17 protein-coding genes are annotated in these 21,781 nt (G+C 71.5%); 11 read left to right on the top strand and 6 right to left on the bottom strand.

The window, feature by feature from the left end:
• Positions 1-78: 78 nt before the first annotated feature.
• From ABYF38_RS01740 to pabB, 3 genes are all read left to right on the top strand, one after another.
• Positions 79-1,980, top strand: coding sequence for a DAK2 domain-containing protein (locus ABYF38_RS01740; RefSeq protein ID WP_371152408.1), 1,902 nt, complete (start codon positions 79-81; stop codon positions 1,978-1,980).
• 111 nt (positions 1,981-2,091) lie between these two features.
• On the top strand, positions 2,092-4,446 hold the full coding sequence (locus ABYF38_RS01735; RefSeq protein WP_371152976.1) for an ATP-dependent DNA helicase RecG: 2,355 nt from the start codon (positions 2,092-2,094) through the stop codon (positions 4,444-4,446).
• 27 nt (positions 4,447-4,473) lie between these two features.
• Positions 4,474-6,492 (top strand): aminodeoxychorismate synthase component I, encoded by a 2,019-nt coding sequence (gene pabB / locus ABYF38_RS01730; RefSeq protein WP_371152407.1) that lies wholly within the window; start codon positions 4,474-4,476, stop codon positions 6,490-6,492.
• A gap of 100 nt (positions 6,493-6,592) precedes the next feature.
• Here the strand turns inward: pabB and ABYF38_RS01725 are convergent, their stop codons facing one another.
• Positions 6,593-7,297 (bottom strand): FMN-binding negative transcriptional regulator, encoded by a 705-nt coding sequence (locus tag ABYF38_RS01725; RefSeq protein WP_371152406.1) that lies wholly within the window; start codon positions 7,295-7,297, stop codon positions 6,593-6,595.
• Positions 7,298-7,459: 162 nt separating this feature from the next.
• Between ABYF38_RS01725 and ABYF38_RS01720 the strand changes: the two genes are divergently transcribed.
• From ABYF38_RS01720 to ABYF38_RS01685, 8 genes are all read left to right on the top strand, one after another.
• On the top strand, positions 7,460-7,897 hold the full coding sequence (locus ABYF38_RS01720) for a rhodanese-like domain-containing protein (protein WP_371152405.1): 438 nt from the start codon (positions 7,460-7,462) through the stop codon (positions 7,895-7,897).
• A 238-nt stretch (positions 7,898-8,135) separates the two neighbouring features.
• Positions 8,136-8,717, top strand: coding sequence for a 16S rRNA (guanine(966)-N(2))-methyltransferase RsmD (rsmD, locus tag ABYF38_RS01715; protein ID WP_371152404.1), 582 nt, complete (start codon positions 8,136-8,138; stop codon positions 8,715-8,717).
• Positions 8,718-8,726: 9 nt separating this feature from the next.
• Positions 8,727-9,206 carry a pantetheine-phosphate adenylyltransferase gene (coaD, locus tag ABYF38_RS01710; RefSeq protein WP_371152403.1) on the top strand — a complete coding sequence of 160 codons (480 nt, stop codon included), beginning with the start codon at positions 8,727-8,729 and terminating at the stop codon, positions 9,204-9,206.
• 8 nt (positions 9,207-9,214) lie between these two features.
• Positions 9,215-9,949, top strand: a complete 735-nt coding sequence (locus ABYF38_RS01705; protein ID WP_371152402.1) for a hypothetical protein — start codon at positions 9,215-9,217, stop codon at positions 9,947-9,949.
• On the top strand, positions 9,950-10,567 hold the full coding sequence (locus ABYF38_RS01700) for a YceD family protein (protein WP_371152401.1): 618 nt from the start codon (positions 9,950-9,952) through the stop codon (positions 10,565-10,567).
• Complete coding sequence (gene rnc, locus ABYF38_RS01695) at positions 10,564-11,373, top strand: ribonuclease III (protein ID WP_371152400.1); 810 nt, start codon at positions 10,564-10,566, stop codon at positions 11,371-11,373. The genes ABYF38_RS01700 and rnc overlap by 4 nt, the downstream gene beginning before the upstream one ends.
• Positions 11,373-12,359 carry a bifunctional DNA-formamidopyrimidine glycosylase/DNA-(apurinic or apyrimidinic site) lyase gene (gene mutM, locus ABYF38_RS01690; RefSeq protein ID WP_371152399.1) on the top strand — a complete coding sequence of 329 codons (987 nt, stop codon included), beginning with the start codon at positions 11,373-11,375 and terminating at the stop codon, positions 12,357-12,359. The genes rnc and mutM overlap by 1 nt, the downstream gene beginning before the upstream one ends.
• A 122-nt stretch (positions 12,360-12,481) precedes the next feature.
• Positions 12,482-13,138, top strand: coding sequence for a response regulator (locus tag ABYF38_RS01685; protein WP_371152398.1), 657 nt, complete (start codon positions 12,482-12,484; stop codon positions 13,136-13,138).
• A 462-nt stretch (positions 13,139-13,600) separates the two neighbouring features.
• Here ABYF38_RS01685 and ABYF38_RS01680 read toward each other — a convergent pair whose 3' ends face one another.
• The 5 genes from ABYF38_RS01680 to ABYF38_RS01660 all read right to left on the bottom strand — a co-directional run bounded on the left by ABYF38_RS01680 (position 13,601) and on the right by ABYF38_RS01660 (position 21,665).
• The gene (locus ABYF38_RS01680) at positions 13,601-15,265 is read right to left on the bottom strand and encodes a GAF domain-containing sensor histidine kinase (RefSeq protein ID WP_371152397.1); all 1,665 of its coding nucleotides are present in this window, start codon (positions 15,263-15,265) and stop codon (positions 13,601-13,603) included.
• A gap of 4 nt (positions 15,266-15,269) precedes the next feature.
• Entirely contained in the window at positions 15,270-17,243 is a 1,974-nt protein-coding gene (cydC, locus tag ABYF38_RS01675) for a thiol reductant ABC exporter subunit CydC (RefSeq protein WP_371152396.1), read from the bottom strand.
• Positions 17,240-18,913 carry a thiol reductant ABC exporter subunit CydD gene (gene cydD, locus ABYF38_RS01670; RefSeq protein ID WP_371152395.1) on the bottom strand — a complete coding sequence of 558 codons (1,674 nt, stop codon included), beginning with the start codon at positions 18,911-18,913 and terminating at the stop codon, positions 17,240-17,242. The genes cydC and cydD overlap by 4 nt, the downstream gene beginning before the upstream one ends.
• 127 nt (positions 18,914-19,040) lie before the next feature.
• Positions 19,041-20,153 carry a cytochrome d ubiquinol oxidase subunit II gene (gene cydB, locus ABYF38_RS01665; protein ID WP_371152394.1) on the bottom strand — a complete coding sequence of 371 codons (1,113 nt, stop codon included), beginning with the start codon at positions 20,151-20,153 and terminating at the stop codon, positions 19,041-19,043.
• Positions 20,154-20,168: 15 nt separating this feature from the next.
• A complete protein-coding gene (locus ABYF38_RS01660; RefSeq protein WP_371152393.1) occupies positions 20,169-21,665 on the bottom strand; it encodes a cytochrome ubiquinol oxidase subunit I in 1,497 nt (498 codons plus the stop codon).
• Positions 21,666-21,781: the final 116 nt, after the last annotated feature.

Genomic DNA, 21,781 nt, shown 5'->3' with positions numbered 1-21,781 from the left:
CCGCGAGCCACGATATCGGGGCCGCGCGCCCGGTTCCACCGCGCCAGCGAAGTAGGCTAATGCGGTGAGGAGGGCCCGGTGAGAGACGAACACGCGTTCAAGGAACCCGCCTTTGACGGCGCGATAGTGGAGGCGTGGCTGAAGGCAGCCGCAGACAAGCTGGCGCAAAACCGGGCCACGATTAACTACTTCAACCACTTCCCGGTGGCGGACTCTGACACGGGCACCAACATGCTCGCCACCCTGGAGGCCGCGCTGGAGGCCATCGACCACATGCACGGCAAACGCGACCTGGAGGCCGTGACCGCGGCGGCCGCGCGCGGGGCCTTGCTGGGGGCGCGCGGCAACTCCGGGGTGATCCTGTCGCAGATGCTGCAATCCCTGGCCTCCCACTGCGAGGGACGCGCCCAGCTGCGCGAGGTGGACCTGGTGGACGCGTTCGAGCAGATGGCGCTGGGGGCGCGCCAGGCCGTGAGCGAGCCCGTGGAGGGCACGATCCTGACCGCCCTGGACCGCGTGGTTCCCGCCGTGCTGGACTACCTGCCCCAGCTGGCCGGCGGCGCGCCGGCGGCCAGCGCGCCCGGCCCCGAGCGCGCCAGCGACCTGGGTGAACTGCAGCCCACCATCGGACTGGTCGTGCTGACGGCCACCCTGGCGGTAGCCGACTCGATCTATTCGGTGGAGGCCGGCCCCACCCCGTACCCGGACGCGGGCACGATCGGCCTGGGCGTCATCCTGGCGGCGCTGGCCCAGCTCTACGGGGCGGACCCGGTCTACCCGGACGTGTTCCAGCGTATGCTCACCGACATGCCCGAGCAGTGGGGCGGCGAATCCCAGACCCCCCTGGTGGACGAGTTCGAGGTCATGTACCTGCTGGACGCCTCCGCCGCCACCGCCCAGGCGGTGCGCGAACGCCTGACCCAGATCGGCAACTCCGTGGCGGTGACGGGCACGGAGGACGAGATCGGTGGGGGACTGTGGCAGGTGCACGTGCACACCAAGCAGCCGCTGGCGGCCCTGCTGGCGCCGCGCGACGCCCAGGTGGCGCACGGCGGCACGGCCGGCCTGTTCGCCGGGCTGCCGGAGGACTTCGCGGGGCGTTGCGCCGCGCAGCTGGGCTGGGCCGCCTCCAATCGTTTCGCGGACCTGCGGCACGTGTGCGTGCGCTACCTGCAGCCCGTCTCGTGGCTCTCTGCTGCGGAGGATCCCGTCTCCGCCCTGCCGGGGCACGCCGGCGTGCGGATGCTGGAGCGGCCGGGGCACGCGGGCGGGCGGGCGGCCACGGCGCAGGGGGCCGGGTTGGTGGCGATCACGCGCAGCCCCGGCCTGGTGGAGCAGCTGGCCCGCACCGGCGCCGTGGTGGTGCTGCTGACTAGCGAGGTGGCCGCCCACAGTCGCAGCGCCATAGACCGGGCTGCCCTGGAGACCGGCGCCCCCCTGGTGGCGGTCATTCCGTGCGACGGCGCCGCCGCCGACGTCGCCCACGCACTGGCACGCTCCTACCGGCTGGGGCAGCTGCACCGGCGCGCCACCAGATTGTTCGTGGCCCCCAGCCGCAACGAGCTGGAGATGCTGGCGGTTACCCTGGCGCAGGCCGCCCCGCTCCCGGCCGGATTGGGCGCCCAGGCGCAGGAGGAGGAGCTGGGCGAGCGCGCCCGGGCCGCCCTAAGCCGCCTGCGCACCGCCCACCACACCGGCCACGTGGAGGAGGCCGAGCTGGTGGAGAGCCTGCGCGAGCTGCTGCGCGACGAGCCGGAGGTGATCACCTTCCTGGTCTCCGGGGACGCCGAGCGGGCCTTAGTGGATCAGGTGGCCGAGCGCCTGCTCGACCTCACCGACCGGGCCCTCTATTCGGGCAGCCTGGACCGCACCGACCGGCACGGCCTGGAGCGGCTGCCGGAGTCCACGTTCGCGGACCTGGACGTGGTGGTGGTGGACGCCGGCACGGACGTGCCCAGCATTCTCCTGGCTGCGGAGTAGGCGGTGGCCGAGCGCACCCCGTCTGAAGGGCCGGCATCGGCCCGGGCCGGCAGGCCCCCGGCGGCGCGGGCCGCGCGGGAGCTGGGCGCGGCCAGCCCGCTGCAGGAGCCGCTGTCTGCCCTGGTGGGGGCGGCCACCGCGAAGAAGCTGGCCAAGCTGGGCCTCAACACGGGCGCCGACCTGCTGGAGCACTTCCCGCGCCGCTACGAGCAGTGGGGGCAGCTCACCCCGATCGCGGCGCTGGAGGAGGGCAGCGCGGTGACGGTGCAGGCCCGGGTGGTGGCCAGCCAGTCGCGGCCCATGCGCAACCGGGGCGGCTCCCTGCTGGCGGTGCGGATCACGGACGGGACCAGCGAGCTGTCCCTGACGTTCTTCGCCAAGCACGCCGGTGCGCTGCGGATGCACGAAAACCGCCTGCGCCCGGGCGCGGTGGGCCTGTTCGCCGGCACGGTCACCACGTATCGCGGCACCCGCCAGCTGACCCACCCGGACTACGAGGTGCTGGGGGAGGACCTAAGCCAGGAGGAGGTGCGCGAGCGCACGCAGCGACCCATCCCGGTGTACGGCTCCACCGCCGGGCTGCCCACGTGGGCCATCGCCCGCGCGGTGGGCGTGGTGCTGGACAGCCTCACCCCCGGCGACGTGCCGGACGCCGTGCCGGCAAGCGTGCGCGAGCCGCGCGGCTATCCCTCTACCTTTGCCGCCTACGGCGCGATCCACCGGCCCCGGGACCGGGCCGACTACCAGCGCGCCCGCCGCTTCCTGGCCTTCCAGGAGGCCTTTGTGCTGCAGGCGGGCCTGGCGCAGGCGCGCGCCGAGGCGGAGGAGGAGGCGGCACCGGCCTGCGGGCGGCCCGCGCCGCTGGAGCCGGGGCGGTCGGACACCGGCCAGCCGCGCCCCGCAGCGCTCGGTCCGCTGCTGCGCGCCTTCGATGAGCGCCTGCCCTTCCCGCTCACGGCCGGGCAGGTGGAGGTGGGGCGCCAGATCAGCGCCGACCTGACCCGCACGGTGCCCATGCAGCGCCTGCTGCAGGGAGACGTGGGCGCCGGCAAGACGATCGTGGCGCTGCGCGCCATGCTGCAGGTGGTGGACGCCGGTGCCCAGGCGGTGCTGCTGGCCCCCACCGAGGTACTGGCCCAGCAACACTTCGCCTCCATCACCAGCCTGCTGGGAGAGCTGGGCGCGGGCGGGATGCTGGACGGCGCGGCGGACGCCACCCGGGTGGTCCTCCTGACGGGCAACCTGAGCGCCCCGCGTCGGCGCGCCGCCCTAGCGGAGATAGCCGCCGGCAGCGCCGGCATCGTGGTGGGCACCCACGCCCTGCTCAGCGAAAGCGTGGCCTTCGCCTCCCTGGGCCTGGTGGTGGTGGACGAGCAGCACCGCTTCGGCGTGGAGCAGCGCGAGGTGCTGCGCGAGCGCGCCACCACCGGCGTGCACCTGCTGGTCATGACCGCCACCCCGATCCCGCGCACCATCGCCATGAGCGTGTTCGGGGACCTGGACGTCTCCGCCCTCACCGAGCTGCCGGCGGGCCGCCGCCCAGTGGAGACCTTCATCGCCTCCGCCGCCAACCAGGCCTGGTACCGCCGCATCTGGCAGCGCGCCGCAGAGGAGGTGAAGGCGGGCGGCCGCGTCTACGTGGTGGTGCCCCGCATCAGCGGCGAAGAGGAGGAGGGGCAGGGGGACGACGTTCCGCCCGGCCATGCCGACAAGCCGGCCTCTGCGCGCACCGGCACCCCCGAACTGCCGGGCGCGGGCGGCGACACCCTGCCCGGCCTGGAGGACGGGCCGGAAGCGCAGGGACCGGAAGCACGTGGGCCAGAAGCGCGGGGGGCGGGCGCGCAGGCAGCGTCGACCCTGGCCAGCGTGGAGGACGTGGCCGCCGAACTGGCCGGCCTGGAGGCGCTGGCCGGAATCGGGATCGGCAAGATGCACGGCCGTCTCAGCGCGGAGGAGCGCGGCGCGGCCATGGACGCGTTCGTGGCCGGGCGCACCCCGGTGCTGGTGTCCACCACCGTGATCGAGGTGGGCGTGGACGTGCCGGCGGCCACCATGATGGTGATCCTGGACGCCGAGCGCTTCGGCATCTCCCAGCTCCACCAGCTGCGCGGCCGGGTGGGGCGCGGCTCCAAGCCCTCCCTGTGCATCGCCGTCACCCACGCCCTGCCAGACTCCCTGGCCGGGCGCCGACTGGCCGCCTTCGCCGCCACCACCGACGGCTTCGCGCTCGCGGAGGAGGACCTGGCGCTGCGCAGCGAGGGTGACGTGCTGGGGCGCAGCCAGTCGGGCCGGGCCTCCTCGCTGAAACTGCTGCGGGTCACGCGGGACGCGGACCTGATCGCCGACGCGCGCGGCGCGGCCCGAGCGGCCGTGGCCGCCGGCGAGCTGGAGCGAAACCCGGCCCTGCGCGCGGCGGTGGACCGCCACCTCTCCGCAGAGCAGGAGGCCAACCTGCGCCGGTCCTGAGCGCGGCCCTGTGGGACCATGGAGGCGATGAGCACCCAGGCAATCCCCACCCCGCCCGCCGCGCGCTTCGACGACTACCGCGCCGGGCGTTCCCTGCTATTTGGCGCCCCCGAGCGCGTCCTGGTGGCCCACCGCAGCGACCAGGTGACCGGCGTGCTCCACACCGCGCAGCAGGCGGTGGAGAACGGGCGGTGGGTCTACGGCTTCCTGGCCTACGAGGCCGCCCCCGGGCTGGACCCCAGCCTGAGCGTGCGGCAGGCCGGCGCCCCCGCCGCGCCCGGCGTGCTTGCCGCCCCGGCGGCGCCCGGCGCCCAAGCCCTGCATGCCCTGCCCCTGGCGTGGTTCGCCGTGTGCGGTGCCCCGCTGATCGAGCCGCTGGGCGGCGTGAGCGAGCCTCCGGGCGGGGAAAGCGGCGCCGAGCCCACGCCTGTGGCGGGCCAGGGCGCCGCGCCCCGCCCCTACCGGCTCACCCCGTGGGAGCTGGACTGGGACCGCGCCCAGCACGCGGCGGCCGTGGAGCGGGTCAAGGCCGCGATCGCGCGCGGGGACACCTACCAGGTGAACCTCACCACCAGGGCGCGCGCCCGGTTCGCCGGAGACGCCTACGCCTACTACCTGGACCTGGCCGAGCGCCAGCGCGGCGCGTTTTGCGCCTACCTGGAGGCGGGCAACTGGGCGCTGCTGAGCGCCAGCCCGGAGAGCTTCCTGGAGTGGGACGGCGGGCGGCTGAGGTCCGTGCCCATGAAGGGCACCGCCCCGCGCGGCGGTGACCCGGCCAGCGACGAAAAGCTGCGCCAAAGCCTGGCGCAGAGCGGCAAGGACACGGCGGAGAACGTGATGATCGTGGACCTGATCCGCAACGACCTGGCCCGCGTCGCCGAGGTCGGCTCGGTGCACGTGCCGGCGTTGTTCTCCGTGGAGGCCTACCCGACCGTTTGGCAGCTGACCTCCACCGTGGCGGCCACGGCCAGGCAGGACGCCGGGCTGGCTGACCTGATGGGGGCCATGTTCCCGTGCGGTTCGATCACGGGCGCGCCCAAGAAGTCCACGATGGACCTGATCGCCGAGCTCGAGTCCTCCCCGCGCGGGATCTACTGCGGGGCGATCGGATTCATCGAGCCGGCGGCGGGCAGCGCGGGCGAACGGCGCGCTTGCTTCACCGGCACCAGCCGGGGGGCCTTCTCCGTGGCCATCCGCACCGTCGCCCTGGACCGCTCCACCGGGCGGGCCGAGTACGGCGTGGGCGGCGGGGTGACCTGGCAGTCCACGCCAGCGGGGGAGTACGCCGAGCTGCTGACCAAGACCCGCGTGCTGCACGGACAGGACGACTTCGCCCTGATCGAGACCTTCGCCCTGACCGCCGCCGGTGCGCGCCACCTGGAGCGCCACCTGGCCAGGTTGAGCCGTTCCGCGCAGGCCCTGGGATTCGGGTACGACGCTGCCGCCCTCACCGCCCTCCTAGAGAGCCAGATCGCCGCCGCCCTGGCTGCTCTGCCCGTGCCGGGTGAAGCCGCCGCACCGGGTAAAGACTCTGCCTTGCCGAACGCTCAGGCCGCCGTGTGGACGCCAGAGGATCCCTGGCAGGCTCCATTACTGCTTGGCAGGCTAGAGCTGCGCCGCGACGGCACCGCCGCCTTCTCCACGCGCGCCCCGGCGCGCACGCCGCTGCCGCTGCGCCTGGGGCTGGACCGCCCCGACGCGCGCGAGCCGGGTTTCGTGGCGGCCTGGCGGCGCCACAAGACCACCAACCGAGTCGACTTTGAGGCGGCCCGCGCCCGCCACCCGGGCCGCGACGACGTGGTGCTAGTCAACCGAGATGGCCTAGTCACCGAGACCACGGTGGGCAACCTGGCCGCGCGCATCGGCGGACAGTGGCTCACCCCGCCCGTGCAGGACGGCTGCCTGCCGGGAATCGGCCGGCAGGTGGCCCTGGAGCGCGGCGAGCTGCGGGAGGCCTCGATCAGCGTGGAGCAGCTGCGCGCCGCCACCCAGCTGGCCGTGCTCAGCTCGGCAATGGGCTGGCGGCCGGCCAAGCTGGTGGACTAGGCGGCCACGCCCACAAACCGGCCGCGCAATCTGGCCGCGTGATCCGGGCGGCGCGGCGGCAACGTCGTCCACCCCGCCGCAACGCCACGCACCGGTAGGCCTACTGGCCCCCGTAATCCAGGGCGCTGGCGGGGCAACCGCCGGAAAGCGGGGCGGCCAGGCGCACATCGCGCAGCTGCTTGATCTTGGCAAAGCGCTTGCGGGCGTAGGGCAGCGACACCTCCCGCAGGAACCGGGCCATCTCGCTCAGGCCCAGCTCCTCGAACTTGGCGATGACGCTGAGCACGTCGTCCGGGTGGCGGTTCTGGCTCATCTTCGCCTTGCCGACCACCTCATCCAGGCTGATCTCCACCGCCGCGATCGCGCGGGCCATTCGCTCCAGCTTGGCCTGCCCCACCGCGTCCAGCACCGAATCGGGCTCGTAGAAGGCCGTCAGGCGGCGCGCCGCCTCCAGCGCCGCCTCGGGGGAGAGGTCCACGGTCACGGCGCCGCGCACCTGCAGCGTGATGTAGTCCCACGTGGGCACGTTCGGCATGGCCGCGTTGGTGGCGTACCAGGTCGGAGAGATGTAGGAGTCACCCCGTTCCACCAACAGCAGCCCAGGTCCGGTGATCGGCGTGGTGGCCTGCGGGTTGTTGCGCACCAAATGGGTCACCAGCACACCGCGCTCGCGGTCCCGGTAGAACGGAAGCGGGGTTGCCTGCGGGCCGTCAGCGTGGGGCGTGACCAGATTGCCAAAGACCACGTCGGACAGGATTGCCTCCACGTGATCGGGCGGCAGGACGAAGTGTGCGGGGACGTACATGAGGCCATGCTAACTAGCCGCGCACAGCCGGGAATAATGCAACTGACAGGGGCGTTAGGAACGTTGGTGCCTGGAGCAGGGAGGGCCGACGCCCCGCCCGCCGCCCGCAGGCAAACGACCTATCTGCGGCCGTGCCGCTTTTGACCACCGGAAGGAAACAACGTGACCGCCAAGCCCATGCGTGCCCTGGCCGCAGCTGCCGCCATCGTCGCCGCCACCGCCCTGGCCGGCTGCTCCAGCAACGAGGCCGCCCCGGCCTCCCGCCCCGCCGAGGCCGCCAGCGCGCCCGCCGCCGGTCAGGAGGCTTCGGCCGGCCAGGAGGTTGCGGCCGAGGCCGTGCTGATCGACGTGCGCACCCCGGAGGAGTTCGCCGCCGGCCACCTGGAGGGCGCGATCAACATCGACGTCAACTCCGCGGACTTCGCCACCAAGATCGGCGAGCTGGACCCGGCCGGCACCTACCTGGTCTACTGCCGCTCCGGCAACCGCTCCGGCCAGGCCGTGGAGCAGATGAAGGGCATGGGCTTCCAGAACGTCACCAACGCTGGCGGCTTCCAGCAGGCCTCCGCAGACCTGGGCCTGCCCATCGTCACCGACTGAGCGCGAAACCACACCGGGTGCCCGGGGTCGCTTCGCGGCCCCGGGCACCAGTCTTTCCCCGCTTCGCCGGCTCGCCCGCCGCTCGGTGCCGGGGGGACTCGGAAGGGCGCGCGTGCCTCGGGGTGGGGCGCGACCAGGGGCCGCGCGTGCCTCGGGGCGGCCGGCGGAGCGTCGGCCCTGCCCGGGTCAAGGGGGCGGCGAACGCGGCGGGGGGCGGTACTTCGTTAGGGTGGTGGGCATGACTCGAATAGTGGCCGGAAGGTTTGGTGGGCGGGCCCTGGCGGTGCCGCCCAAGGGGACTCGCCCCACCTCGGAGCGCGTGCGCGAGGCCCTGTTTTCCCGCCTGGACCACCTGGGCGTGGTGCGCGGCGCCGTGGTGATAGACGGCTACGCCGGCTCCGGCGCGCTCGGGCTCGAGGCCGCCTCCAGGGGAGCTCGCAAGGTGGTGCTGATCGAGAAGAACGCCAAGGCCGCCGCCGTGTGCCGGCAGAACGTGCGCTCCCTGGGCCTGGGGGCGCAGGTGGAGGTGGTCGCGGCCGACGTGGCCGCGTACTTCGCCACCGCGCCGCTCACGGGCGGGGCGGACCTGATCCTGCTGGACCCGCCCTACGACATCCCCACGCAGACCCTGGAGGCCGTGGTGAGCGCAGCGGCCGCGTGGCTGGCCCCCGACGGGGTGCTGGTGGTGGAGCGCGCCGCCCGGGGGCAGGCCCCCACCTGGCCCGAGTCCCTGGAGGAGCTGCCCGCCAAGAAGTACGGGGACACCCAGGTGCACTTCCTCCAGCCGCGCCTACCGGAGAGCGGGGCGGAGCCCCGTTAGGGTGGGGGCATGTCGATCGCGGTTTTCCCTGGATCTTTCGATCCGCCCACCCTGGGGCACGTGGACGTGATTGAGCGCGCCGCCGCCCTCTTCGAGGAGGTGGTTGTGGCCGTCGCGGAGAACGCGGCCAAGCAGCCCATGTTCGCCCCGCAGGAGCGCGTGGAGCTGATCCGCGCCAGCGTGAGTGCCCCGAACGTGCGGGTGGAGGCCGTGGATGGCCTGGTCGCCGACTTCGCCCAGCGGATCGGGGCGGCCACCCTGATCAAGGGGGTGCGGGACTCCGGCGACGCCCAGGGCGAGCTGGCCCTGGCGCTCATCAACCGCCACCTCGGTGTTGATACCGTTTTGCTGCCGTGCGCCCAGGAGATGGCGCACATCTCCTCCTCGTTCGTGCGGGACATCTCTCGCCACGGCGGGGACGTCACCTCTCTTGTGTCTCCGGCGGTCGCCCGGGCACTGGCCTGCCGTAACCCTTCCTCTCATTCCTAGGAGTCCTCTTGGAAGCTGTTCCGTCCGAAGCTGACGCCCGCGCCGACAAGGCCCTGGCAATTCTTGCCGAGGTCCGCGAGCTGGTGGAAAACGCCCGCTCCATGCCGATGACCACGTCCGTGCTGGTGCCGGGTCCGCAGATGTTGATGATGCTCGACGCCCTCAACGAGGCCATTCCCGTTGACCTGTGGGAGGCGGACGACGTCCTCTCCAGCGCCGATTCCGTGCTCGCCCGCGCCCAGGACGAGGCGGACACCGAGCGCTCCATGGCCCGCCACGCCGCAGAGGACGCGGTGGCGGCCGCCGAGGCACGCGCCAAGGGCATCGTCGCTGACGCCAACCGGGCGGCGGAGGGCATCGTGGCTGAGGCCCGCGCGGAGGCCGACGCCCTGCTGGCCCGCGCCAACGCCCGTGCCGAGGAGATGGTCAGCAAGGACGCGATCGTGCAGGCCGCCCAGCAGCGCGCCGCCCAACTGGAGCAGGAGGCAACCGGGCGCGCCAGGGCGCGCGAGGAGGCCGCCAAGAAGAAGGCCGACTCGCTGGTGACGGGCGCGAACGAATACGCTGACTCGGTGCTCGCCGCGCTGGTCAGCACCGCAGACGCCGTGCGGGGAGAGGCGGAGGCCGGGCGTGAGGAGATCGCCCGCCGCCTGTCCCGCTCCCAGGGCAAGCCCGCCTTCGCGGCGGTGACCCCGCAGCGCAAGCCCGGCGCCGCCTGGCAGGTAAGTGTGGAGGAAAACTAGATGCCTAACCCCTATGTGATCTCGATTCACGACCTGGGCCGCAGCCCGGGCGCGATGCGCACCTACCAGCTCACCGCCCCCGCGGTGGACATGCAGACCACGGTGGCGGGCGTCCCCGACGGCACGGTGCTGGACCTGGACGTCACGCTGACGCAGGTCAGCGACGGCGTGCTGGCCCAGGTGGGCACCGAGGTGGAGATTCAGGGCAGCTGTGTGCGCTGCCTGCGCGACTTCTCGGTGCGCACCCGCGTGGACGCCACCGAAATGTTCTTCAACCCCGGCACTCGCGCCGCCGCGATGGCGGAGGGCGACGAGGAGGCCGAGGACATGCTGGAGAGCGAGGGTACAGAGGTCAACCTGGAGTCCGTGGTGCGCGACGCGATCGTGCTGGACCTGCCCTTCGACCCAGTCTGCGAGCCGGACTGCCCCGGCCTGTGCTCCGAGTGCGGCATCCCGCTGCGGGAGGCAGAGGACGGGCACTCCCACGACGTGGTTGACCCGCGCTGGGCGGCGCTGGGGGCGCTCAACTTCGGTACCGAGACCGGTCCGGCCGGTCCGGCCGGTCGGGCCGGAGACGCGGCCGGCTCGGAGGCAAGCGGCTCGGGCGAGGCCAAGTGAGCCGGCAGGCCAAGGAGCAGGCCAAGGGGCAGAGGCAGAAGCCCAAGGCAGGCGCGAAGAAGCGCGCCACCGCCCCGGACGGGCGCAAGGCGATCGTCTCCGGTGGGGCCAAGCGCCTGGACGTGGGCACCCTGGTGGAGCGGTGGGGCGCGCCCATCGACGGCGAGTTGCTGATCCTGGCCTTAACCCACCGCTCTTTCGCCAACGCGGCCGGGGCGCCGAACAACGAACGCCTGGAGTTCCTGGGGGACTCGGTGCTGGGACTCGTGGCGGCTGAGCATTTCTATCGCCACTACCCGCACCTGCCGGAGGGTCGCATCTCCCGGATGCACCACGCCACGGTTAGCGAGCCGTCGCTGGCGCAGGCGGCGCGCCGGATCGGCCTGGGCGACTACCTGCTGCTGGACACGGGGGCCGATGGCTACGGGGGGCGTGAACGCGACTCGGTGCTGGCCGACGCGATGGAGGCGATGATCGGCGCCACCTACCTGTGCAACGGGCTGGAGACGGCCAAGCGGGTGGTGCACGCCCTGCTGGCCCCGGAGTTCGAGGACGCCGAGGAACGAGCCTTCCTGCTGGACCCGAAGACTCCGCTGCAGGAGTGGGCCGCTGCCGGGGGCCACACGCCACCGGAGTATTCATCTCATCACGAGGGGCCGGATCACGCCCGCGTCTTCCACGCCACCGTCACGATCGACGGGCGCGTGGCGGGCCGCGGCTGCGGCACCTCCCGCAAGGCCGCCGAGATCGAGGCGGCCGCGCAGGCGTGCCGCGCTTTTGGTGTTTTCGCGGCGAGGAACGGCTGATGCCGGAGCTGGCAGAGGTTGAGACCATCCGGCTGGGCCTGGCCCAGCACCTGCTGGGGGCGCGCGTGGAGGGGCTGGAGGGCCTGCACCCGCGCGTGAACCGCCACCGCGACCTGCCCTACGAATGGGCGGCCGGGCGTCGGATCGCGGAGGTCGCCAGGCGAGGCAAGTTCCTGTGGTGCACCCTGGTGGCCGACGCTGCCGGCGCGGCCGGCGCGCACCAGGCACCGCCCGGCGGGCCGGCCGAACCGCTCGCACTGCTGTTCCACCTGGGAATGAGCGGGCAGCTGCTGGTTGACTCAGAGATCGGCCAGTTCGACTCCGTTGGCGCTCACGGCGAGCGCGTGGAGGGCGGCGTGGGCGCGGCAGCGTCGGACCGTGACAAGCACCTGCGGGCGCGCCTGGTGTTCAGCGACGCGGCGGGGGAGCACCTTTTGCGGTTCGTGGACCAGCGCACCTTCGGCTACGTCAGCCTGTGCAGGCTCGCCCCCACCCCAGACGGACAGCCCGGCGGGCAGGGCACCGAGCTGGCAGCGTTGCCAACGCGGGCGGCAGGCATAGCCCGAGATGCGTTGGACCCCTACCTGGACGTGGCGCAGGTGGCTGATGCGGTGCGCTCCAGCCGCACGATCATTAAGTCTCAGCTGCTGGACCAGGGCAAGGTGAGCGGCATCGGCAACATTTACGCCGACGAGGCGCTGGCGCGCGCCGGCATTCACCCAACTCGGCCGGGCAACAGCCTGAGCGCGGCGGAGGTGGAGCGCCTGCTGGAGGCGGCCGCGCAGGTGCTGCGGGCCGCCATCGAGGTGGGCGGGACGTCGTTCGACGCGCTCTACGTGGACGCGGCCGGCAATCCGGGTTATTTTGCGCGCGAGCTGTGGGCCTACGGGCGCTACGGGCAGCCCTGCCGCCGCTGCGGCACGTCACTGGAGCGCAGCGTGCTGGGTGGGCGGTCGGCGACGTTCTGCCCGGCCTGCCAGGTTTAGGACCAGCGTCAGGGGTAGGAGGCCGCTTGCGGGAAGCTGGCGCGGCATCCTCGAAAGGTAAGGCTAGGACCAAAGGCGGCTAAAGGCGAAGATTTGCGGCGTTAGGCGGTAAGCTCAGCACCATGCCTGAGACCAAGACCGGCGGGGACATCCGCGTAATGATCGTTGACGACCACGAGATCGTGCGTCGCGGCATTGCTGAGATCGTAGATCGGGCCGACGGCCTGACAGTGGTGGCAGAGGCCGGCTCCTTGGCGGAGGCCGTGCGCCGCGCGGACCTGGTGCGCCCGGACGTGGTGTTGGTAGACCTGCAGCTGCCCGACGGCACGGGCATTGACGTGATGAAGTCCTTGCGGGAGATCGACCCTGAGGTTAAGCCGATCGTGCTGACCTCCTTCGATGACGACGACGCCCTGGCGGAGTCCCTGGCTGCCGGCGCGCGCGCTTATCTGCTCAAGACCGTGCGTGGCGCGGAAATCGCGGACGTGGTCAAGGCGGTGGCCGGTGGCCGCACGCTGCTGGACGAGCGCACCATCACGCGTCGCAGGGCCGACCACGACGACCCGACCGCGGACCTGACGCCCTCCGAGCGCAAGGTGCTGGACCTGATCGCGGACGGTCTTTCCAACCGAGAGATCGGTGAGCGCCTGGGCGTGGCTGAGAAGACCGTGAAGAACCACATCACCTCCCTGCTGTCCAAGATGGGCCTGCAGCGGCGCACCCAGGTGGCCGCGTGGGTGGCTGGGCAGCGGGCCGCGGGCTGGCGCAACCAGAGCTGAGCGGGTCCGGCAAGACTGGACCGCGCGAAGGCAATGGGGGTGTCCCTCCTGCAGGTAGCAGGAGGGACACCACTTCTTTGGGACCACCTAACGCCCCGGCTCGCTGGTGTGGCTTCTCCTTGCCTTGATTTCTCCAGCGACGTGGACCTTGTCTACTTCGATAAGCAGGACCTCCGCCCTGAGCGCGACTGGGAGCTGGAGGAACGGGTGCGAGCCACGGCAGGGGTGACTTGTGCGCAAACGATCGAGGGGATAGTGCACCTCTCGTAGGGTTGCTGCACCAGTCGTGGGCTTAGTGAACCTCTCGTGGGCTTACCCGGTCGGGTAACCACGCAATCGGTGCACCAAAACCTCAATCGGTGCACCAAAAGCGCAAAAGGTTTACTAAGCCTGCAACCGTTTGCGCACCGCACTACGGCGCCGGCTCCACTGCCTCGAACCAGCCTGCCCCTCTGCGTCGAGCTAGGTGAGGGGCGCGCTCCACGCCAGGTGCGTGCCGGTGCCGGTCTCGGTGCGCCCCAGGGTGAAGCTGCCCCGGTGCCGCCGGGCGCGCGCCGCCAGGTTCTCCAGGCCGGAGTTGCGTGTGCGCTCCTGGGGCACGCCCACGCCGTCGTCGATCACGGAGACCATGACGCGCCCGCGCGGCGCCTGGCCCGCCACGTCCACGCGCACCTGCAGGGAGGAACAGTGGGCGTGGCGCGCGGCGTTGCTCATGCCCTCGCGCACCACGGCCACCACGTCGTCGGCCAGATCCTGGTCCACGCGGCCGGAAAGCTGCGTGGCCGCTAGCCCCGGGTCCACGGCCTCGGCCAGCGAAACGCCGTCCAGGCAGACCACCAGCGAGGGCGCGAAGCCCAGAGCGGTGCGCGCTAGGGAGGCCTCGCGGCGCAGCCGCTCGGCCAGGTCAAGATTCTCGTCGGGCTCCTTCAGGGAGCGCACGATGGCGCGAATCTGGCGCACGGAATCGTCGACGCTGGACAGAACGTCGTCCAAAATCTTCACCAGGGCGGCGTCGTCGCGCTCGCCGGCGGCCACGCGGGACTTGGCCACCTCCAGCTGCATACCAGAGGCAAAGAGCTGCTGAATGGCCAGATCGTGCAGGTCGCGGCCGATGCGGGCGCGCTCGTCCAGCAGGGTCGCGCGGTCCTCGTTGTGGCGGGAGGCGGCGATCTCGAGGGCGAGGGCGGCCTGCGCGGCGAAGGACTCGGCCATCTCCAGGTCCTCGCGGGCGAACTCCTCGCGGCCCCGGTCGCGCAACAGGATCAGCACGCCGGTGCCCTTGCCGCGCGCCATCAGCGGCGCGTACAGGGCTGGGCCGAACTTGCCCAGCTGGGGCACGCGCAGGGTGCGGGCGCGCGCCAGTGAATCGACCACCATGCCGGCGCCGGCCCGCAGTGCGGTCACCGCCCGGCCGTTGGGCGGGAACACGATGCCGATCAGTTCCTCGGTGCCGTGCCCGGCGGCGATCTCGCACACCCAGTTCTCCCCGATGCCGGGCAGCACGATCAAGGCGGTGTCGGCCTTCGCGGCCTCGCGCACCTTGTGGGCGATCAGCTCCAGGGCCTCCTCCTCCTCGCTGCCCTGCAGCAGAGTGGTGGAGATGGTGTGGGAGGCCTCGATCCAACGGTGGCGGTTCAGGGAGGCGGCGTACTGGCGGGCGTTCTCCAGCGCGACCGCTGTGGCGCTGGAGAGGTCTCGCATGAGCACGCCGTCCTGCTCGTCGAAGTCTGCCTCCTTGTTGCACAGGAACAGGCGGGCGATCACCTTGTCGTGCACGCGCAGGATCACGACCATCTGGTTGCGAATCGGCCTGGACCAGGCGGGCAGTCCGACGCTCTGCGCGCTCGTTTCGTCGTTGCGGATGGCGTAGAACTCGGGCAGTTCCTGCTCGGGGGAGACGCTGAGGTCTGCGGCGTCGATCTGGGCGGCGCGTTCGGGGGACAGGCCGTGGTGGAGTACCTGGATTGCCTCGCCGTGGTTGTCCAGCACGGCCAGGACGGCGAAGCCGGCTTCGGTGAGCTCGCAGGCGGAGGAGAGGTAGGTGGACAGTACGTGGTCTGCGTCCAGGTTGCCGACGAGCGCCAGGGCGGCGTGGAGCATGTTCTTGCAGTTGCTGGGTGCGGGCATGTTCCTAACTTTCCTGCTCGGCGCGCAGTTGCGCGGCCTCGGCCTCTACCGCTGCCCGGTAGGAGTCGACGGCGGCGATGAGGTTGGCGTGGCTGCCGCGCGCGGTGACGCGGGCGGGACCGGTTTCAGCTCCCGTGGGGTGGACGACGTTCCGCCCGGCCGCTCCCTGCATCGCGGCGGGGTCGGTGCCGAGCAGGATGACCTGGTCGGCCCCCGCCAGGGCGCTGAGGTGGTGGGTGGAGAGCACGACGGCGCGCTTTTGGGAGTGCTTGAGCCGCAGCAGGTCGGTGACCAGGCGGGCTGCGGCCTGCGGGTCTAGGTGCTCTGCGGGCTCGTCCACGAGCAGCACCGGGGCGGGGGAGGCCAGCGCACGGGCTAGGAGCACGCGTCGGCGCTCTCCGCCGGAGATGGCGGCGGCGTCTGCGCCCAGGTGGGTGTCTAGCCCGTCGGGCAGGGCGGCCAGCCAGTCACCCAGCCCCACCTGTTCCAGTAGCTCGGTGGCCTCCTGCCGGGTGAGGTCTGCGCGGGCCACCCGGAGGTTTTCGTAGAGGGTGGTGGCGAAGATGTGCGCGTCCTCTGCGGTGAAGGTGGCCACTTGCCCGGCCGCCGTGCGGGTGAGTTGGTAGGCGTCCTTGCCTGCTAGTACGACGTTGCCGCCGGCCGGTTCCAGCAGCCCGGCCAGCGTGAGCAGCAGGGTGGTCTTGCCGATGCCGGAGGGCCCGGCGATGGCCACGGCCTGGCCGGCGCGAAGCTCCAGGTCAATGCCCTCTACCACGGTCCTGCCTCCCGGCCAGGCGGCGGCCAGCTCGCGCGCGCTCAGCAGCGGGGCGCCGGTCTCGCTCCCGGCGGAGGTGTGGTCACCGGAGTCGGCCGGAGCCTCGGGATGGGCGTGAGCCGTGGCGTCGGCGGCCGGGCCCAGCAGGTCCAGCACGCGGCCGGCGGCGCCGGCCGAGCGCACCCACTGCACGGCGGCGGTGGGCAGCAGTGCCACTGCCTCGAAGGCCGCCAGCGGGGTGAGCACCACGATGGCCAGGTGCACCGGGTCCAGCACGCCCGCGCTCACCTGTGGGGCGCCGATCAGCACGGTGCCGATCACGCAGAGGGCGAGTGCGGCCTGGTCCAACGCGGCGGCGCCGGCGGCGGGGCGGGCCGCAGCCTCGGCGTCGTTGACCAGCTTTTCCTCCAGCTCGGCGCGCTTGGCGTTAAGTGCGGGCATCTGCCCGGAGACCACGGCGTCGGTGGAACCCAGCAGGGCGTCCTGCATGAGTGCGGACAGGGTGCGGGCGTGTCCCTGGCGGGAGAGCTCTGCGCGGCGGGCGGACCTCATCGCCAGCAGCGGCCCCACCACCCCGGACAGCAGCAGGCAGCCAGCCACCCAGGCACCGGCCAGGGGGCTGAAGGCGGCCACCACGGTGGTGGTGATGACGGTGACCACCGCCGCCACGATGGCGGGCAGCAGGGAGCGCACCACCAGGTCGCCCACGGAGTCGACGTCGGCACCCATGCGGGCCAGCACGTCGCCGCGCCGCAGCGAGGAGACGTGGTCGGTGCGGGTGGAGGCCAGGCGCTCGTAGACCTGGGAACGCAGGCTGGCCATGCCGCGCAGGGCCACGGAGTGGGAGGCCAGGCGCTCCAGGTAGCGCAGCAGCGGGCGGGCGATGCCAAAGAAGCGCACCGCGACCGCAGCGGCGGTGAGCTCCAGCACGTAGGGCATCTGGGAGGCCCGGGCGATCAGGTAGGCGGAAACAGCAGCCAGGCCCACGGCGGCGCCCAGCGCGCCCGCGCCCAGCAGGATCGCGCGGGCCAGGCGGCCACGCGATACCTCTAGCAGGGGCCAGACCCGCTTGATCGCGGCGAGCTCGCCGCGCAGGCCGGTAGGTGCCGGGGCGGAGCCGGACGTGGTGGCGGGAGTCGGTTCGGCCGGGGAAGCCCCAGCGAGGGAGCGAGCGGCGCCGTTGTGCACGTTTTGCTGGCTCACGCCGCCACCTCCGCGTAGACGTTAATGATGTGGTCCGCTGCGGCCACCAGGCGCGGCCGGTGGGCGATTACCACCACGGTGCGCCCTTGCCTGCGCAGCTCGTCCAGCACGCCCAGCACACGCTCCTCGGTGCGGTAGTCCAGGTGCGCGGAGGGCTCGTCCATGATCACCAGGGGCTTATCGCTCAGCAGCGCCCGGGTGAGGGCCACGCGCTGGCGCTGGCCCACGGACAGGCCCACCCCGCCGTGCCCCAGCGGGGCGTCCCAGCCGTGCTGGGCCACGATCTGGTCCAGCCCGGAGAGACCGGCGGCGGCCTCCAGCTCCTCGTCGGTGGCCTGCCGCCCGGCCAGCGTCACCTCGCGCAGCGTGCCGGGCAGCAGCAGCGGGCGCTGGGCCACCCACTCCACGTGCTCGTGCCACGCCTCGGGCGGCACGCTCGCCAGGTCAATGGCCTGCCCGTCCCCGGCCTGCTCCAGCGTGATCGTTCCCTCGGCCGGGTCCAGCAGGCGCGCCAGGCACAGCGCCAGCGTGGTCTTGCCCGCGCCGGAGGGGCCCACCAGGGCGGTGACCCGCCCCGGCTCGATAACGCCCGCAGCCCCGGCGGGGGCCAGCCCGGAGTGGGAGGGCACGCCCACCCCACTGAAGGTGAGGCGCGCACCGGTCAGCGCCTGGCGGGAGGGGCGCACGGCGGCAGCGTCGTCCACCGGCGCCACAGCGGGGGCGGACTCAATCAGCGAACAGGCCGCATCGGCGGCGGCCACGCCATCGGAGGAGGCGTGGAACTGGGCGCCCACCGCACGCAGGGGGGCGTACACCTCGGGGGCCAGCAGCAGCACAATCAGGCCGGCCTCCAGGCTCAGGTAGCCGTACACCATGCGCATGCCGATGCTGACGGCGATCAGGGCCACCGACAGGGTGGCCAGGAACTCCAGGATCGAACCGGACAGGAAGGCCACGCGCAGGGTCTGCATCGTGGAGGTGGTGTAGCGCTCGCCCAGCTCGCGCACGCGGCGGCGCGGGGAGTCCTGGCGCCCAAAGGCCCGCAGCGTGGGCAGACCGGCCAGCAGGTCCAACAGCTCCGCACCCAGCTGGTTCATCACCTTCAGTCGGGAGGCAGCGAAGTCCCGGGTGAGCAGGCCCACCAGGATCATGAAAAGCGGGATGAGGGGGATGGTGCCCACCGCGATGTAGGCGGAGGTCGGGTCCAGGAACCAGATCACCACGATCGTGGCGGGGGTGAGCGTCATCGCCAGCACCAGCTGCGGCAGGTATGAGACGAAGTAGGGGCGCAGGTCCTCCAGGCCGCGGGTGAGCAGCGTGGTGGTCTGGCTGGCGTTCGCGGCGGCCCAGCGCGGCCCGCGCGCCACGGCGGCGGCCAACCCCTGGGCGCGCAGCTCCCGCACGGCGGCGGTGGCGGCCCGGTGCGCCAGGCGCTCCCTAGCGAAGGTGGCGCCGGCGCGCGCCAGCAGGGCGGTGGCGGCAACGGCCAGGGGGGTGGTGATCGCCGCCAGGGTCCAGCCGTCGTGGATCACGTGGGCCAGCGCCTTTCCCAGGGCGATGGCCTGGACGATCGTCAGGGCCGTGAGCAGGATGCCCAGCAGCGCCGAGGTGGTCACGTGCGAGCGGGCGGCGCGGGCGTAGCGCAGAAGTCGAGGATCCAGGGGCTTCACGAGCTAGTTGGTGCTTTCCGGAAATAGAGCAGTGACGGCGGCGCCCGTAGCGGGCACCGCCGTCACCATTGTTACAGGCTTTCCCTTAGTCGTCCGTGGAAGACCAGGGGCTCAGGTGCTGGCCGGATCAGTCCTTCAGGAAGGAACGGATCTTGGTGGGGTGCAGGCCAGCGCCCTCGGACAGGTCGATCGTGTCGGCGCTGACGCGCTTGCGGAAGACCCAGTAGGTCCAGGCCTGGTAGGCCAGCACCACCGGGACCAGGACCAGGGCAACCACGGTCATGATCTGCAAGGTGGCCGGGCTGGAGGAAGCCTGGTGCATGGTCAGCGAGTAGGCCGGGTCGATGGAGGAGCGCATGACGTCGCCACCGATGGCCAGGAAGATGAACGCCACGGCGGCGGCGATGGCCAGACCGTTGAACACGAACGCCCAGCCCTCGCGGCGCATGTAGGCGAAGAACACCGCCAGCAGCAGGCCCACGGCCGCGATGATCAGCGGGATCCAGGACAGCGCGGTGGCGGAGTAGGCCAGCTGAGCCCACACCACCCACACGGCCGCCAGGACGGTGCTGACCAGGGCCAGTGGCCAGGCAAAGTTGCCGGCGCGCTCGCGCAGCTCACCGTCCGTCTTGAGCGCCAGGAAGATGGCGCCGTGGGACAGGAACAGGGTCATGGTCACCAGGCCGCCCAGCAGGGTGAAGGGGGTGACCAGGGAGAAGAAACCACCGGTGAGCTGGTGGGTGCCCTCCGCGAAGCGGGTGGTGACCTCGGCCGGCGGGATCGCCAGGCCGGTGGCGCGGTCCAGGAACTCGATCTTCATGCCCTGCACCAGGTTGGCGAAGGCCACGCCCCACAGGATGGAGGGGATGAAGGCGGAGATGTTGTGGGTCCAGTCCCAGGCGTTGCGCCAGCGCGGGGAGTCGATCTTCATGCGCCACTCGAGGGCGGAGATGCGAACGATCAGGGCCAGCAGGATGATGAACAGGGCCAGGTACATGCCGCTGAACATGGTGCCGTACCAGGCGGGGAAGGCCGCGAAGGTGGCGCCACCGGCGGTGAGCAGCCAGACCTCGTTACCGTCCCACACCGGGCCGATGGTGCGCAGCGTGGCGCGGCGCTCCTTCTCGTTGCGCGGCAGGATGCGCAGCAGCATGCCGACGCCGAAGTCGAAGCCCTCCAGGAAGAGGTATCCGGTCCACAGGACCGCGATGAGGATGAACCAGAGAGTAGTCAGATCCATGGCAGCGATCCTTTCTTAGTAGCCGAAGGAGAGGTCGCCGGCCTCGGCGTCCTTTTCCTTGACGTGGGTGGACGGGAGCAGATCGGTCACGCCTTCGCGGGCGTAGCGGCGCAGCAGGTAGGCCCACACCACGCCCAGGCCCAGGTAGAGCAGCGTGAAGACGATCAGGGAGGCGGCAACCGAGCCCATGGAGACGGAGGTGGAAAGACCGTCACGGGTCAGCATGGCGATGCCGGAAAGCGGGTCGTTGGAGCCCGGGGCCACGATCCAGGGCTGGCGGCCCATCTCGGTGAAGATCCAGCCGAAGCTGGCGCCGATGAAGGGCATCGGGATGGAGATAAGGGCCAGGCGGCTGAGCCACTTGTTGTCGGTGACGCGGCCCTTGCGCATGAACCAGAACACGCCCAGGGCAAGCAGGCCGGAGAAGACCAGGGTGCCGATCATGAGGCGGAAGGTCCAGAAGGTGACGAACAGGTTGGGCACGTAGTTCACGTCGTCGCCGTGGATGGGGCCGAAGTCTTCCTTGTACTTCTTCTCCACGTCCTTCACACCGGGCAGGTAGGACTCGGGACCGGTGAACTTGTTTGTGGCCAGGAAGGAGGTCAGGTTGGGCACGGTGATGTGCGCCTTGACATCCTCGCAGTTGCCGGTGGTCAGGCCGGTGGCGAACACCGCGAAGTCGGTGCCCTCCTCGCCGTAGCAGGCGGCCTCGGCGGCGGCCATCTTCATGGGCTGAATCTTGTACATGTGCTTGCCCTGCAGGTCACCGGAGAGGGTGACGGCAGCGGCGGAGAGCAGCACGACGACGGCGCCGAACAGGGCGACGGGGCGCCAGATCTTCTTGGCGGCGTCCTCACGCTTGGCGCGCACCTCGCGGACGATCCACCAGACCGACAGGGCGGCCACGAAGGTGCCCGCCACCAGGAAGGAGGTGGAGACGGTGTGGAAGAAGCGCAGCACCGTGGTTTCGGAGGTGAACATCTGGAAGAAGCCGCCTACGCCGTCCAGCTCGGCGCGGCCGGTGGCGGGGTTGTAGACGGCGCCGACCGGGTTCTGCATCCAGGAGTTGGCGGCCAGGATCCAGTAGGCGGAGAGGTTCACGCCGATGGCGACCATCCAGATCGTCAGGGTGTGCAGCCACTTGGGCAGCTTCTCCCAGCCGAAGATCCACAGGCCCAGGAAGGTGGACTCGAGGAAGAAGGCGGCCAGGGCCTCGACGGCCAGCGGGGCGCCGAAGATGTCACCGACGTGCTTGGCGTACTCGGACCAGTTCATACCGAACTGGAATTCCTGCACGATACCGGTGGCCACGCCGAGGGCGAAGTTGATGAGGAAGAGCTTGCCGAAGAACTTGGTGGCCTTCAGCCAGTGCTCCTTGCCGGTGCGCAGCCACAGGGTCTGCATGATGGCGACGAGCGGCGCCAGGCCGATCGTGAGGGGGACCAGGATGAAGTGGTAGACGGTTGTTACACCGAACTGCCACCGCGCCAGGTCGAGTGCGTCGAGAGCCATATTTGACACCTCTAGCCTTTCGAACGTTTGGGAACTGCTCCCCGCGCATAGCTGGGGAAAGCCTGAATGTTGGGACTATATCGGCATGTACTGACGCACGGTCACGATGCTGACGA

The sequence above is a fragment of the Buchananella sp. 14KM1171 genome (genome assembly GCF_041380365.1).
Taxonomy (GTDB): domain Bacteria; phylum Actinomycetota; class Actinomycetes; order Actinomycetales; family Actinomycetaceae; genus Buchananella; species Buchananella felis.
This window is presented reverse-complemented; position numbering and strand designations above follow the sequence as displayed.